The 15,675-nt window shown below is 29.4% G+C and carries 17 protein-coding genes, 4 tRNA genes and 2 rRNA genes; 1 reads left to right on the top strand and 22 read right to left on the bottom strand.

The window, feature by feature from the left end; genetic code table 11:
* Window positions 1-162: 162 nt before the first annotated feature.
* The 16 genes from N4A55_RS01685 to N4A55_RS01615 all read right to left on the bottom strand — a co-directional run bounded on the left by N4A55_RS01685 (window position 163) and on the right by N4A55_RS01615 (window position 13,555).
* On the bottom strand, window positions 163-1,659 hold the full coding sequence (locus N4A55_RS01685) for a type II secretion system F family protein (protein ID WP_293753672.1): 1,497 nt from the start codon (window positions 1,657-1,659) through the stop codon (window positions 163-165).
* A 3-nt stretch (window positions 1,660-1,662) separates the two neighbouring features.
* Entirely contained in the window at window positions 1,663-2,430 is a 768-nt protein-coding gene (locus tag N4A55_RS01680; protein ID WP_293753671.1) for a type II secretion system F family protein, read from the bottom strand.
* Entirely contained in the window at window positions 2,427-3,659 is a 1,233-nt protein-coding gene (locus N4A55_RS01675; RefSeq protein WP_334303773.1) for a CpaF family protein, read from the bottom strand. Before N4A55_RS01675 ends, N4A55_RS01680 begins: the two co-directional genes overlap by 4 nt.
* A 3-nt stretch (window positions 3,660-3,662) precedes the next feature.
* Complete coding sequence (locus N4A55_RS01670) at window positions 3,663-4,769, bottom strand: AAA family ATPase (protein ID WP_293753669.1); 1,107 nt, start codon at window positions 4,767-4,769, stop codon at window positions 3,663-3,665.
* 43 nt (window positions 4,770-4,812) lie between these two features.
* The gene (locus N4A55_RS01665) at window positions 4,813-5,346 is read right to left on the bottom strand and encodes an A24 family peptidase (protein WP_293753668.1); all 534 of its coding nucleotides are present in this window, start codon (window positions 5,344-5,346) and stop codon (window positions 4,813-4,815) included.
* Between the two features lie 407 nt (window positions 5,347-5,753).
* Window positions 5,754-5,978 (bottom strand): pro-sigmaK processing inhibitor BofA family protein, encoded by a 225-nt coding sequence (locus N4A55_RS16985; RefSeq protein ID WP_443083804.1) that lies wholly within the window; start codon window positions 5,976-5,978, stop codon window positions 5,754-5,756.
* Window positions 5,979-6,178: 200 nt separating this feature from the next.
* Complete coding sequence (locus N4A55_RS01660) at window positions 6,179-6,430, bottom strand: YaaL family protein (protein WP_293753666.1); 252 nt, start codon at window positions 6,428-6,430, stop codon at window positions 6,179-6,181.
* Between the two features lie 128 nt (window positions 6,431-6,558).
* Window positions 6,559-7,896, bottom strand: a complete 1,338-nt coding sequence (gene dnaB, locus N4A55_RS01655) for a replicative DNA helicase (RefSeq protein WP_293753665.1) — start codon at window positions 7,894-7,896, stop codon at window positions 6,559-6,561.
* Between the two features lie 185 nt (window positions 7,897-8,081).
* Window positions 8,082-8,528 carry a 50S ribosomal protein L9 gene (rplI, locus tag N4A55_RS01650; RefSeq protein ID WP_293753664.1) on the bottom strand — a complete coding sequence of 149 codons (447 nt, stop codon included), beginning with the start codon at window positions 8,526-8,528 and terminating at the stop codon, window positions 8,082-8,084.
* Entirely contained in the window at window positions 8,525-10,570 is a 2,046-nt protein-coding gene (locus N4A55_RS01645; RefSeq protein WP_293753663.1) for a DHH family phosphoesterase, read from the bottom strand. Before N4A55_RS01645 ends, rplI begins: the two co-directional genes overlap by 4 nt.
* Window positions 10,571-10,640: 70 nt before the next feature.
* The gene (locus N4A55_RS01640) at window positions 10,641-11,597 is read right to left on the bottom strand and encodes a DUF2232 domain-containing protein (protein ID WP_293753662.1); all 957 of its coding nucleotides are present in this window, start codon (window positions 11,595-11,597) and stop codon (window positions 10,641-10,643) included.
* A 45-nt stretch (window positions 11,598-11,642) separates the two neighbouring features.
* Window positions 11,643-11,972: a MazG-like family protein gene (locus N4A55_RS01635; RefSeq protein WP_293753661.1), complete on the bottom strand. Its 330-nt coding sequence runs from the start codon at window positions 11,970-11,972 to the stop codon at window positions 11,643-11,645.
* A gap of 191 nt (window positions 11,973-12,163) precedes the next feature.
* On the bottom strand, window positions 12,164-12,400 hold the full coding sequence (gene rpsR / locus N4A55_RS01630; protein ID WP_113673086.1) for a 30S ribosomal protein S18: 237 nt from the start codon (window positions 12,398-12,400) through the stop codon (window positions 12,164-12,166).
* A 33-nt stretch (window positions 12,401-12,433) separates the two neighbouring features.
* Entirely contained in the window at window positions 12,434-12,874 is a 441-nt protein-coding gene (locus N4A55_RS01625) for a single-stranded DNA-binding protein (RefSeq protein WP_293753660.1), read from the bottom strand.
* Window positions 12,875-12,892: 18 nt separating this feature from the next.
* Window positions 12,893-13,180, bottom strand: a complete 288-nt coding sequence (rpsF, locus tag N4A55_RS01620) for a 30S ribosomal protein S6 (protein WP_293753658.1) — start codon at window positions 13,178-13,180, stop codon at window positions 12,893-12,895.
* Window positions 13,181-13,378: 198 nt separating this feature from the next.
* Window positions 13,379-13,555 carry a DUF951 domain-containing protein gene (locus N4A55_RS01615; protein WP_113673083.1) on the bottom strand — a complete coding sequence of 59 codons (177 nt, stop codon included), beginning with the start codon at window positions 13,553-13,555 and terminating at the stop codon, window positions 13,379-13,381.
* 283 nt (window positions 13,556-13,838) lie between these two features.
* On the opposite strand from N4A55_RS01615, the gene N4A55_RS01610 reads away from it, so the two are divergent.
* A complete protein-coding gene (locus N4A55_RS01610) occupies window positions 13,839-14,717 on the top strand; it encodes a DMT family transporter (protein WP_293753657.1) in 879 nt (292 codons plus the stop codon).
* Between the two features lie 243 nt (window positions 14,718-14,960).
* Here the strand turns inward: N4A55_RS01610 and N4A55_RS01605 are convergent.
* The 6 genes from N4A55_RS01605 to N4A55_RS01580 form a co-directional block, all read right to left on the bottom strand.
* Window positions 14,961-15,034 (bottom strand) — tRNA-Met (locus tag N4A55_RS01605).
* A gap of 23 nt (window positions 15,035-15,057) precedes the next feature.
* Window positions 15,058-15,128, bottom strand: a tRNA-Cys gene (locus N4A55_RS01600).
* Between the two features lie 43 nt (window positions 15,129-15,171).
* Window positions 15,172-15,289 (bottom strand): 5S ribosomal RNA (rrf, locus tag N4A55_RS01595).
* A gap of 2 nt (window positions 15,290-15,291) precedes the next feature.
* Window positions 15,292-15,363, bottom strand: a tRNA-Glu gene (locus N4A55_RS01590).
* 10 nt (window positions 15,364-15,373) lie between these two features.
* A tRNA-Asn gene (locus N4A55_RS01585) sits at window positions 15,374-15,445 on the bottom strand.
* Between the two features lie 130 nt (window positions 15,446-15,575).
* Window positions 15,576-15,675 (bottom strand): 23S ribosomal RNA (locus N4A55_RS01580); the annotation flags it as partial.

The raw sequence follows: 15,675 nt of genomic DNA, 5'->3' as shown, positions 1-15,675 counted from the left end.
TTTAAAGCATAACAGCAGTTATGTCTATTTCTTTTACCCATTTTTCTACTTTTATTTGTAATTCAGACAATATTTACTTGTCAAAGTGCTTTTGTCAGCTTTGCTGACATGATCTCTCAAGATTCCGAGAGATTATTTATTTATATATTTTTCTATAGTAAATTACACTCCTAGAGACATGAATGCCGGCATCATTACAATAATAATAATGATGATGAACATGATACCCATAGGAATAAGTAGCTTAGAACTAGCTTTCTCACCAGCTTTTTTAGCTACATTTTTTCTTACATCCCATGCCTCATTGGCTTGGTTTTGAAGTGCCATTACTAATGTATCATTACCTTTTCTTATATTTTGGACAATAACTGTAGTGAATCTCATCATTTCTGGTATCTTACATCTCTTACCAAAATCTTCATAAGCTTTCACCTCAGACAGTCCATTATTAACTTCCTGAAGAGTTTCTAACATCTCTTCATACAGGAAAAGTTTGTCCGCTCTACCTGTTGTTATATCCTCGTAGTAATCCTTAGATATCTTATTCCAAGCACGACTCAAGGTCATTCCTGCATTCAACAAAAGAGTTAGTTTTATTACAAACTCTGGAAAACATTTTCTAATTTCAGAACTTCTATCTTCAACTTTTTTCTTGACTTCATAATCTTTTAATACCACTAACAGAATAATTACTATCAAACCAAAAATTAAGAACTTCAAACTATTATTGCCATCTGATTTTAATAACCAACTTATTTTTCCGTTATGTCCTTCTATGGTAGTAGGCAAAATTACTTCATCATCAGATCTATTTAATAGATTATCAGTTGACAACTCTTCTTTTATGGCCTTTTCAATCAACTCTAACTTTTCTTCTTTTGTTAGTGTCTTTGGATATACTTTTAATTCTATTGTTTTATCAATGCTTTCTCCCGCATATGTTAGTTTTGCAGTAATATTGGTTTCATTACCCTTTCCTGTAATATTGCTATAATCCAGCTCACCATTCTTTTCTATATATGGACAATCAATAGTCCATATAATCTTGATATTTTTACCAGGAAACCACTTAACTAGATTCAATTTTTTATCTATAACTTTTAGATTGTGGTTGTCTCCTAGTATGTAATTATGTAGTTCATCAGCGGCTTCTTTTAATACACTTCTTGCTTTTTCTTTATCTGGATTTTCTTCTGGAACTAATACTGTTATATCCTTAACATCTTTTTTACCATCAATCTCTATCTGTGCTTGTAAGTCATAGGACACATTTCCCTTACCTAATGAAGGTTTTTTTATTGTATTATTCATAAGATTGATGCTATCATTCCCCTGCAAACTCATAATCAAAGTTATGAATAGAACTCCAATAAGAGACATTATTGCAAGAGATATTTTTTCTCCTTGATGCATTCTAAGGCGAAAATCATATTCCCTCTTACCATAGATTAGATATATATTATCTCTAACATTCTTACCAACTTTCATTTTATTACCAATGACTTTATCTAATATGAATAGAGATGTGGGAATTAGTTCCTTTAGTTTATATTCTTTCTTATCAATGCATTCCATTTCTTCTTTATACATGTTTTTAGTTAGAAAAAAAACTGTGAACAACCCTATAAGTATAATAAAACTTATTATTCCAACTACCATCAGCTACACCTCTATATCCGTTATTTTTTTACCGACTCTATAACTAACAGTAAATAATATAAGGCAGACAGTCATTAATATTCTTCCTGTAATAGTAGAGTACATAACCTCCAAATAGCCTGGTGATGACATTTGGAGATAGATAATAATTCCTGGAACCAATAGACTTAGTATCCTGTGTTCAAATTGTTTACTTGATACTAGTACTTCTATTTCGTTATGGATTTCAATCTTTTCACTTATTACGTTAGACGTATATCTTATGATGCTGATAATATTACCACCTGTTCTTTTTGCTGTAACAAATACATTGGAGAAATTAGTAATATCATCAATAGAAGCTCTAGAAGCAAAATCCTGTATAGCATCTTCTATGGTTTCATTCATTTCAATCTTTCTAACTATGTATTCAAATTCTAAGATAATATATGTATTTGGTTCAGGATATAATATCCTTAAATCACTTAGAACAGATTTAAAGGAACTTTCTATAGACTTTCCTGCTCCTAAAGAAGAAGATAATGCATAAATAGCTTCTTTAAATTGAAGCCTTAATTCCGTCTTCCTTTTCTTAATTAATTGAGGTTTCTTATATTTAGGATATAGTAATCCTATTAAAGAAAGTATTCCTGCAATAATATGATTGTTATAAAATAATATACAAAGTATATAAACACCTGCCATAGCTATTAGTGAATATTTAACTCTTTCTAGGATATTCATATGATACTCAGCATAATTAATCAGCTCATTATTAGTCTTATTACTCATATCTCTTCTCCAACTTCTACTCCTGCCATAATAAATTTATCTCTATGTATTAATTTGTTATTAGTTCTAATAAGCTTACCTTCTACTCTAGAATTGTTATTATTACCTTTTTCCAATTCATGAAATTCATACAAAGGATTAAGTATTATATTACCATTTTCATATCCTTTAACTTCCGCTATTTCGAGAACCCTTCTTGATTTATCCCTGAGTCTGCCAAGATGTATCATTATATCAATAGCAGATGCTATCTGCTGCCTAATAGCCTCAAGTGGCATATTAGCACCCGTTAATATCATTGTCTCCAATCTGCTTATCATATCATTTGTAGAATTGGCGTGTCCTGTTGATAAAGATCCATCATGTCCAGTATTCATGGCTTGTAACATATCCAGTGCTTCTTCACCTCTAACCTCACCAACAACTATTCTATCTGGACGCATTCTCAACGAAGATTTAATTAAATCTCTAATACTAATCTTTCCTTTCCCCTGGACATTTTCATTCCTAGTTTCTAATCTAACAAGATTATCAACTGATCTAATCTGTAACTCAGCTGAATCTTCAATAGTAATGATTCTCTCATCCCTAGGTATAAAATTAGATAGTACATTGAGAAATGTTGTCTTACCAGAACCTGTTCCACCGCAAATGAAGATATTATATCTTGCTTTTACCATCTTATCTAAGATATCTGCTACTTCTTTTGATAGACTTCCCCACTGTATTAACTCTTCTATACTAATAGGCTTATCTGGAAATTTTCTTATAGTTACTATAGGACCATTTAATGCTATAGGAGGTAAAACAATATTTATTCTTGAACCATCTGAAAGCCTTGCATCTACAATAGGAGATGATTCGTTGACAATCCTATTGACCTTAGCTACAATTTGTTGAATGACATCTTCTAATTTGACAGTATTTTCAAAACAGCCATCAATCTTCTTAATCCTTCCTTTTCGTTCTACGAATATATCATCTTTCCCATTTATCATAATCTCTGTGACAGATTTGTCTTCCAAAAGAGGCTGTAATACATCAAGTCTCCTAATAGAATTAAAAAGTTTATCCCCTAATTCATATCTTTTTGTTATACTTATATACTCTTCTCTGGATTTTTCTTTTATTACCTCGTCAATTATATCTCTAATATCTTCATCAGTAGGATCTTTCGTCAAATCTATTCTATTTCTAACTATATCCTTTAAATTATCCAAATCAGCTATCAACTATTTCCCCTCACTTTTAATAACTTTAGTTACATAATTATTTAATACTCTACCAAAACAACTCTCCAGATTAATATTGTTTATCTCACCTATATCAATTAATAAATTATTATCATAAGGGATGTTTATCTCTACTTCCTTACCCATCATGGATACCCCTTCTAATACTTCATTATCTTTTTTAGTATTATTAATGATTATACGTACATTAGTATTTACATCTTCAATATTCATCTTTTTTAAGCTATTATACATATGATTCATTTTAGTTAATGCCATCTTATCTATGTTAGTCAATAGCAAAACATCATCACATGCTTGGAGTAATTTTAGGTTTTTATCGCTGAGATTAGAGTCAAAATCTAATACTATTCTTTCATAATTTGAATTATCTCTTATATAATCTATTAACTCTATCCATTCATTAATGGAGACTTCATGAATATCTTTGTAACAATATGGTGGTGAAAAATAGTCCATGCCAGAATTATTATCAGTATTTTTTAATCCTTCAATTTTCATTATGAGATTTTTATTCTTCTGCTTAATGTAATATAATAAATCAGAGAAATTATTAGTATTATTACATTCCAATATGGTCTTATAGGAAGCCATCTCTTCCAAGCTTAAAAATAAGGTTTTAAAACCTTTTATAGCATATTGCTTAGCTAAACCAACTGATACAGTTGTCTTACCACTTCCACCTATAGGGGAATAAACTCCTATTACTTTTGTTCCAACCGTATTTTTCTTGACTATTATCTCATCTTTGCTGTATTTTGAAAAAATACTTATAAGTTCTCTTGCGACAACATCTCCTGGTTGATATTTATTGATGTAAGGATATGTAAGTAGACTCTCTGGTACTCTATCAGGTGTATTAATTATTGTCACCTGTACATTTGACAAATCAATATCTTCTACCATTAGTTTTGGAGATATCAATAATATATCTGCTTTTGTTGTCTCCAGATATTGTGTAAGTAATTCTTTCTCTGTAAAAGAAATAACATTATATTCTGTTTCATTCCACAAAGATAGAAATCTTGATATTGCATTTAAATAACCTTTGTCATAATCTGCTATAATAATATTTAATCTAATCATATCTTCCTCACTCCAAGTATAGTTTGGTACTACTTATCTAATATTAACCAAATATCTTAAGCTCAAAAAGTATTTGATATATAATACCTGCTCCTATTGCATATGATAATCTTATTACATGGCTTTTATCTTCTTTATTAAGCTCGTCATAGATTCCAATCTGTTTATTATTAATAATGTTATGTACAAAATTAAAAAAATGTTTTAATCTAATTATAAGATTTCTTTCTACTACCATTTTTACCAGTGACATGAATCCCGCAGCTATAAGCATATATAAAGATGATTTCATCAAGAAATCTAAGCCTAATAAGCCACCGATAACTCCTATTAATTTAATATCACCAGCACCTAACATTCTAACAATAAACAACACAAATAAGACTAGTATAGGTAATGATATTCCCATTAGCCAATTAACTAATCCTGTAAAGCCTAACTCAACGCAATTAACAATAAGTCCAGCGGCTGCAAAGAATAGGATGGCCGAATTTTTAACTGCGTAGTTTTTTGTATCCGTATATATCACTAAAATCAATAATATACAAACTAAAACATACTTAATTATAGGAATCATATCATTTATTCCTTTCTTGCAAATAAACTATTATTAAATTTTATCTTATTATAAAAATAATTTTCAAATGAAATACACGACGATTATACAGAAATATATATTTATATATTAAAAATATAGCATAATTATTAATCATTTACTTTTAAGATATAATAGATGTGTTAAAATAAAATATATTTTCCCCTCAAAAAGTCCCCTTAATACATATTATATGAAATTTATAGAAGAATGTAAAGATATTTTTGGTATTTACTTATATTTTGTTGAATTTTGTTATATTTTTATTTATTCATAATTAATTACTTTAGTTTCTTATCCTTATAATATAAATAAGAATAAATATATTAAATATAGGTAATAAAAAAGCCACATATGATATTTTAACTTAACCATAGTGACTATAATTATTATAGAAACATATCAACCAATGCTAGGGAATATAACAACAGAAATCCAGGGACTCCTAAAATGCCTACTACAAAACCATTTACTATATTCAACCCAACAAATAGTCCTAAGCCTTTTAATATAAAATTGAAGCCATATATTGCACCTAAGCCAATGCAGCCTCTTATTAAAACTAATATTACTTTCTTAACTGGTTTCATAAGCATTGAAAACAATATAATAATTAAACATAAAACAAAAAACCATATAATTAATTGATTGTTTTCCTTCTACCCCCTTTACCAAATGAATTTATTTATTTTATCCGTGGTACCTTACATATTTTATTATTGTAGTAATAAAGTAAATAGGTTATCATTTATTATATTATATGTTGTCTATGCCTATATATTCTTATTTTTTTAATTAAAAAAACACACTAAAATCATTGTAATTTAGCAATGATATTCATTTGTTTAGCTTGATTTATGAGATACTCATATTTTAATTGCATAGCTTTAACCTCATATATGCAACTATCAATTAATTCAGGGGCAGTGACAACATCAAAATTACTATAGGCAGTATCCAACGCTCTCTTAGTAATTTCAATATTCTTAAGCAAAAGTTCTTCTTCATTCAACTCACTGGCATTTTCATTCTGCATAGCTAAATTCACATTATTAATAAAACTCATATTCTATACCTCTTAAATATTATTTTATTATAAAGTATAGTCATAAATTAACTATTTATTCTTTTTTTAGTAAAAAATAGCAAAAAAGTTGCAGATAAAAATTATCTACAACTTCTTTTTATTTTTAATTAATAATTTCTATTTTCCATACTAGCAAACTTAGTATATTGTCCCATCCATACCAAATGAATAGTTCCAGTTGGACCATTACGTTGTTTAGCTATTATCAATTCACCTTGATTCTTAGCTTCTGATTCAGGATTATAGTATTCATCTCTATACAAGAACATAACTACGTCAGCATCCTGCTCAATAGCTCCAGACTCTCTTAAATCCGATAACATCGGTCTATGGTCAGCTCTAGATTCACAAGCACGACTTAACTGAGATAATGCTACAACGGGAGCTTCCATTTCCCTGGCAAGAGCTTTTAAAGAACGTGATATTTCAGATATCTCTTGTTGTCTTGATTCTGTTTTACCATTGCCACTCATTAGCTGAAGATAGTCAATCAGTATTAAATCAAGACCTTTTTCTAGTTTTAATTTTCTACATTTAGCTTTCATTTCTGAAACAGTAATACCTGGTGTATCATCTATGTATATTGGAGCATTGGATAAAACACTTGAACCACTTGCAATTTTCGCCCAGTCCTCATCTTCTAAGTCTCCAGTTCTAACCTTTTGAGCATCTACCATAGCTTCTGAACATAGAAGACGATTAACCAACTGTTCTTTTGACATCTCCAGACTAAAGATAGCTGTGGAAGCATTTTCTTTTATAGCAGCATGCTGTGCCATATTAAGAGCAATAGCGGTTTTACCCATTGAAGGTCTTGCAGCAACTAGAATCAAATCTGAAGGTTGTAATCCAGCAGTCTTATAATCAAGATCAATAAATCCAGTAGGTATACCAGTAACCTTACCTTGATTTTTATGTATAGTCTCTATTTTATTTAGCGTAGGTACTACTAAATCTTTAATAGAAGAAAAATCTTCTGTACGTCTATCTTGCATAATATTGAAGATTTTTTCTTCAGCACCAGTAAGAATATCTTCTAATTTATTTTTTCCATCATAGCTCTCATCAATTATTTCTCTGCTAGTTTTAATTAATTTTCTAAGAACAGCCTTCTCCTTAACGATTTGAGCATAATTCTTGATATGCGCAGATGTTGGTACAGCTACAGCTAATTTAGATAAATAATTAATCCCACCTATCTGATCTAGAACGCCTTCATCTTTTAATTTGCTTTCAAGTGTAACTAAGTCAACTGCTTTATTTTTATTATACAAATTAATAATCGCTTCAAAAATCACTTTTAAGTCAGGTTGATAAAAATCATCAGGCATTAAAGATTCTGAACCTGTAGCTATCGCTTCTCTATCCATTATCATAGAACCAATAACAGATTGCTCTGCCTCTAAGCTATATGGTGGTAATCCTTTTATTTCTGCGTCCACCACAATCCCCTCCAAACTAATAGTCCAAACAACATATATATTACTTAAGTTAATTATAACAGCCCAATTATCATTAATAAACTTGTATTTATTACTATATATATTAAACTTAAATATCTATACATCCATATATGTTTTATGTTATGAAACATCAAGACCCTATAAGGGTCTTGTATAAATTACTTAAATTATATCTCTTGGACTTTTACTTTTAACTCTGTTTTAACTTTTGCGTTTAATTTTATTGGTATGATATGAGTTCCTAGAGATTTTATTGGTTCTTTAAGCTGCATCTTCTTCTTATCAATATCAAAGCCTAATTGTTGTTTAGCTGCTTTTGTAATTTCCTTTGTTGACACTGAACCAAAGATTCTACCTCCATCTCCAGCTTTTACTTTTATTGTTACTTCACTACCTTTAATCTCCTTAGCTAATTGTTTAGCCTGTTCAAGTAGTTCTTCCTGTCTTCTCTTTTCAGATTGTTTCTTTAATTTCATATCATTAATAGAAGACTTAGTAGCTTCAACTGCTAATTTTTTAGGAAATAGGAAGTTTCTAGCATAACCATCACTTGTATTAACTAGATCTCCTTTTTTACCTACCTTCTTAACATCTTCTAATAGTATTACTTTCATTTTTTCTCACCTTCCTCTAAGTATTCATCAATTGTATCTTTCAGGATTTCTATAGCACCATCTATAGTGTTATCATGAAGCTGAGCACCTGCAACACTTAGGTGTCCTCCACCTCCTAGTTTTTCCATTATTAGCTGCACATTAATATCATCAAAAGAACGGGCACTTATATATATTATACCATCCATATTTGTTAATACAAATGATGCCTTAATACCAGATATATTAAGTAATTCATCCGCAGCTTGTGCAGTAACCAAAATTGGATTTTGTATATCTGATGGACATATTGATATAGCCATTTTATCCCTGTATATCTCTGAATCCCTAACTGCTGTTGCTCTAGCTTTATATGATTCCATATCATTTTTGAATAACTTTCTTACTCTAACCACATCTGCACCATTTCTTCTTAAATATGCTGCTGCTTCAAATGTCTTAACACCCGTTTTTATCACAAAATTTTTAGTATCTACTGTAATACCCGCAAATAAAGCCTCAGCTTCTATAGATCTAAGTTTGACTTTATCAGAAATATATCTTATTATCTCAGTTACCATTTCACATGCAGAGGATGCATAAGGTTCAATATAACTTAAAACAGTATTTTCAATATGTTCTGCCCCAACTCTATGATGATCAAAAACAACAACATTATTCACATATTTAAATAATTCTTCGCATTCGGTATAACTTGGTCTGTTAACATCAACAACTACAAGTAATGTATTCTCATTTGCATAATTTACAGCTTCTACATTATCTATAAAAAGGTCTTCACCATAATTATCATCTTCAATAAAACGTTCATACAAAGGTCTAACAGCTGAAGTAATTTCATTAAGAACAATATGAGCAGACTTATCCAATAATCTTGCACAGCTATAAATACCAATAGCAGCCCCTAATGAATCTAAATCTTGAACTTTATGTCCCATAACAATAACTTTATCACAATCTTCTATAAGCTCTCTAAATGCATAAGCTTTGATTCTAGCTTTTACCCTTGCACTTTTTTCTACCCCACGTGTTTTACCTCCGTAGAATAAAAATTTATCACTTTCTTTTATAACAGCTTGGTCTCCACCTCTACCAAGAGCTAAATCAATAGCAACTCTTGCAAAATCCATTGACTGTGTATAAGAATAATCATTAACTCCAAGACCCATACTTAACGTAACCGGTAATTCATTACCAATATTAATTTCTCTAATAACATCTAATATGGCGAACTTGTCTTCATGTAAATCTCTTAGGTATTTTTTTTGAAATATTATTACGTATTTATCTTTTTCGAATTTACGAACTACACCATCAATTTTTTTTGCAAACTTATTTATATTCCTGTCAATCAGTGCAACTAACAGAGGTCTTCTAACATCTTCAATACTTTGAAAAGCCTCTTCATAATTATCAATATACAAAAGACCAACAACTGTTTTTTGGTCATCATTCTTTGTTTGTAACTCTTTTTCATTAGTTATATCAAAAAAATATGTTGCATAGATAATACCGCTATCACTCATTCTATCATATGCATCCAAAGTATTATCATCATCTATTTCAAGACTACGAATTATTACTCTATATATTTTATCTTCTAAAGATATCTCTTTTTCAAAAACAGTATCATTTTCAACAGGCAAGATAGTAGAATTAAGGTGAGGTATTAGTGCATTGATATTTTTGTCTAGAATCTTTTTTTCACCTATCATTATTTCAAATTCTTCATTGAACCATCGTATTCTTCCATCAATATCTAACAAAATATAAGGTATCTGAAATTTTTGTAAAAAGTTCTTCTGTAAAGTACCAAAAGTAAGAGCATAATTGATTACTTCACTCATCAAGTGTCTTTTAGAAACAACTCCAATGAAAACACTTACAGCTATAGCAACTAATAAAAATGTCAATGAAATAATACCTGCAGTAATATTGATATAAAATAATATTAAGGTCATTATAAATAGAAAGGCAATATATATTAAAGGCCACCTAAAATAACTTTCTATTTGTTTATTCATCTGAATTTTCTTATTCATATAATCTTCTCCTTTAAGATTTAAAGAAGTTCCATATTATTATCTTCCTATTTTAGACTTTTAATGCTTCTTATGCATTATTTAATTTAACTCTAATCTGGAAAACACTATCTATAAAACCTACTACTACAAAATAAGCTTGGAAAAATACAAGACAAAAGATAGAAACTAATATTAGTAGACTTCTTCTTCCAACACTCCTAACTCTCTTAATTACTGATATTTCAAATAATATCCCCAACAAAAATAACATTACTGTTAAAATAACCAATATATTGTTAATAGCTATAAGTAAATAACTATTGCTACTTAAAGCTTTGGTACAAATAGCGATTAATAAAAATACAATCATGCTTCTAGAAACTTTCAAGCCTAATATGTTTCCTAATCCATGACTATAGATATTTGCTTTAATAGCTATTGCTCTTATACACAAAATAGATATAAAAGACATCCCTAAACATAATAGGTATAATAATGCAGGATAATAATACTTCATAAAATGAAAAGTCTTCTTAAATGTACCCATAGCAATTGAATATTCTTGTATTGAATTAGTATTAGCTTTAAAAAATCCGCTATACATATTAGTGAATTCAATTTCCAATACATCTATAATATTAAAATACCATTCTATAATATCAATATTGCAGATATATCTTAATAAAATTATAGCGCCTAAAAAACATACAAACATTAATAAACTTGTAAATGACAAAGCCTTTGAAAAAACTATTTCTTCTTTTACTATATAACTAATAATAAAAGCTGGCAGTATTATCAGCATACTATATAGAATAAAATCCTCAACACTGTATAACATATAAATACCAATAGAAACTGCTAACATACAACATATCAATCTGCTATCTATTTTGTATTGCAAGCTATATATTGCAATAGGTATAAAAACCATAAAGCTTAATAATATTGCCGCTCCCCTTGTTATAAATAGATAACTATATAATGTATTAACAACTAATATTATTAAAAGAAGTATATATCTAACATTACTACTTTTTTTCATAATAACCTCCTATATTTTGAAATACATTCAAAATATATTGTATATCTATATTTGTCTAGACTTATTAAGATGTTTTGATAATGTAAGTATCTCTTGTACCCATTCAGCATTCTCAGCATCCTGTAAACTAGCCAAACGTAATTTATTTATTAGTTTAACATCAAGAGCTTCGTTTGAAACACCTAACCTATCAGATAATAAATAAGAAAGAATAATTATATCAGCTAAAATATCAATATTTTCATTATTATCACCTGTATTGCCTTCAGCCATGTTTGAAAACAAAGCAGATACATTTGAAAGCAGCTGACTTTTTAACCTTTCAATAATCCTAATAGTTTTAGTAATATCAAAGTCCCCTTTATACATAGACATAACTACAGTCCCCTTTTATACTTTTTATAATTATTTATATCTATTTGACATAAGTTATTTTATCTATTTACATAGATTAATCATATTATAACATTTAATGGAAGATATGAAAAGTTAAGAAATTATATTAATAAGTTCATGTCAAATAATTAATAAAGGCTCTGATTACTCAGAGCCCTAAAATATCTATATTAATCAACTGTATAAGGCATTAATGCTATATGTCTTGCTTGTTTAATAGCTACTGTTAATGCTCTTTGATGTTTAGCACAATTTCCAGTGATTCTTCTTGGAAGAATTTTTCCTCTTTCGGAAACATATCTTTTTAATTTACTTACATCTTTATAGTTAATTGTTGCTTTTTTGTCTGCACAAAAAATACAAATACGTTTTTTTCTTCTTCCGCCTTTTCTTTTTTGGAAAGCCATTATTTTACCTCCTTTATAAAAATCATATTATACCTAAAATGGTAGGTCGTCATCAAAACTTTCGTCTATAGGAACAAACCCATCGGCATTATTATTCTCTGGCGCTGGAACAGGTGTTTCATTTGGTTCCATAGCCATTCTTTGTTCAAATGAAGATTTACTTTCTGCAAAATGCTGTTCTTCAGCAATTACTTCTGTCATCCATCTTCTATTGCCGTTAGCATCATCATAAGTTCTTATTTGTAATCTACCAACAATACAAACTTGTTGACCTTTTTTAAAAAACTTCTCAGCGAACTCTCCTGATTTTCCAAAGGATACAATGTTTATGAAATCAGCATCTGGCTCACCATCACGTTTGAAACGTCTGTTAACTGCTAAGGTATATCTAGCAATTGCAAGAGGTTGAGCACTTTGTGAGTATCTCACTTCTGGATCCTTTGTTAATCTCCCCATTAATATAACTTTATTCATAACATTACCCCCTTAAAATTAATCTTCTAATCTCTTAAATAAGAATCTTAAAACAGGTTCCATAATACGAATTCTTTTTTCAATCTCAGCTGGTGCATCAGAAGATGATTGGAATTGAATAAAGTAATAATAACCTTCTCTTACTTTATTAATTTCGTAAGCTAGTCTTCTTTTTCCCCAGTCGTCGATTTCACCGATAGTACCACCAAATCTTTCAATATAACCTTTGATTTTTTCTAAAGCGGCTTCTTTAACTTCTGTTTCAACTTTCCCGTTGATTACAACTGCTAATTCGTAATTATTCATTAATTACACCTCCTTTTGGACTTTGGCCCTTATTAAAACTAAAATAAGAGCAAGGATAATAATCATTACTATAATGACTATATAGCTTGACATAAAATTACTATTTTATCGTCACACTACAATTTAATATATTAACACAGTTCTTAACATTATGCAATATGAAATTTATATTTTACATTAATATATAAATAGAGATCACTATTCTTTGATATTTTTGATATTCTTTTCTAGTTTTTTTCTTGGAATCATGACCTGATGACCGCATCCTAAACATTTTATTCTAAAATCAATTCCAGTTCTAAGAACTTCCCATTCATGACTTCCACAAGGATGTTGTTTTTTTAAGTGTAGTATATTTCCTACTTTTATATCCATCTTAATCACCTCTATTAATTTTTACTTTTACTAATAAAAATATCCTGCGCATACTATTATAAATTAAATCTATGCAATAGTAAATATAATGTATGTTTAAATAATATCTATATTTAATATTTTTATTTACCTAGATCACTATATCATGTTATAGTTATTATATTGCAATCAAGCAATTGTTTTTATAAATATGACGTTAAGAAAGGGATTAATTAGAATCAATAGTTATTATAAGGAACATAACTTAGTTTTGTTTAGTATCTCTAATTTGTGGTGAATACATATGTTAAAATCAAAAAAATATTTATATGAAGGTCTTTTATTTATTGTAGCAATAATCTGGGGTAGTGGATTTATAGCCTCCAAAATAGCTTTAAATATGGGGGCTACTCCTATTTTAATACTAACCCTAAGATTCTTAACCGCAGCTATTATGCTTAGTATTATTTTCTTTAAACATCTAAAAACTATCTCAAAATCAGATATTATAGGTGGTTTAATGGTTGGCTTATTCCTCTTTCTAGGTTTTATATTCCAAACCTTTGGAATACTATATACTACGCCATCAAAAAATGCTTTTTTAACAGGTGTAAATGTAATTATTGTCCCATTCCTTTGTTGGATTCTGTACTGTAAAAAACCCCCAATAAAATCATTTTTATCAGCTATTATATGTTTTATTGGAATTGGTTTATTAACATTAGATACAGCTACAGGTGTTAATCTAGGTGATTTACTAACGTTGATATGCGCTATTTTCTTTGCACTTCATATAGTTTTTAATGGGCATTATAGTAAGAGAATCAATCCTATGAAACTCTCTATTATACAGATGTATGTAGCATTTATTTTATCTTTAATATCATTTATTTTTATGGACATTAATACGGTAAAAATAGATATAACTATAAATGCCATTTTAGCCATTCTATATTTAGGCATTTTCTGTACTTCTATCGCATTCTTCATCCAGACTTATGCACAGAAGAAAGTACCAGCTAATAAAGCAGCAATATTTTTATCAACTGAATCTGTATTTGGAACAATTTTTTCTGTGATATTATTGAAGGAATCACTAAATATCAAACTAATACTGGGCTGTATTGTTATCTTTATAGCTATACTTATATCAGAAGTTGAAATGAAAAAGAAACAATGCTAATAACGTATTTTGTTTAAATAGATGATAGTTATGGAATTATCATCTATTTATTTTTTCCTAATCTATCTTACTTTTATAGAAGAATAAATCATTAGATATGAAAATATATTACTTCTTTTTACAAACTATATATAGTATTGTTCTGCTATGATAAATATAGACAATTAGAATACCTATTTATTATGAATTAGGTTCTTATATTAAATAAGTGCAATAAAAAAACAGCTAATAAGCTGTTAGTAATTGCGGAGAAAGGATTTGAACCTTTGACCTTCGGGTTATGAGCCCGACGAGCTACCAGACTGCTCCACTCCGCGTCATTATAAAATTAAATGTTTCAAGGCGCCAATCGGATTTGAACCGATGATGAAGGTGTTGCAGACCTCTGCCTTACCACTTGGCTATGGCGCCATAATTTATTATATGCATAGTGCATTAATTTTGTCAATAACAAAATCGGCAGCCATCTACTCTCCCAAGTCGTCTCCAACTAAGTACCATCGACCGTTTATGTCTTAACCATCGTGTTCGGTATGAGAACGGGTGTTTCCCATAAACGCATTACCACCGAAAATGACTCGTAGGGGAATCGAACCCCTGTTACCGCCGTGAAAGGGCGGTGTCTTAACCGCTTGACCAACGAGCCTTATTATAAACTCCCCGAGTGGGACTCGAACCTACAACCCTTCGGTTAACAGCCGAATGCTCTACCATTGAGCTATCGAGGAATACTTTATATAAATATTCAAAACAACACATTGAACAACAAATTATCTTATCAACCTCTGCAAAGCTACATAACTTATATATCTTAACTCTTAGCTTAACTATCATACATTCAAATCTCTTTGATGTACTTAGGTCAAGCCCTCGACCTATTAGTATCGGTCAGCTGAACATGTTACCATGCTTACACCTCCGACCTATCAACCTTGTAGTCTTCAAGGGGTCTTACTAC

This window comes from Vallitalea sp., assembly GCF_025211055.1.
Lineage (GTDB): Bacteria > Bacillota > Clostridia > Lachnospirales > Vallitaleaceae > Vallitalea.
Note: the sequence above shows the minus strand (reverse complement) of the source record. Positions and strands in the feature narration are given on the sequence as shown.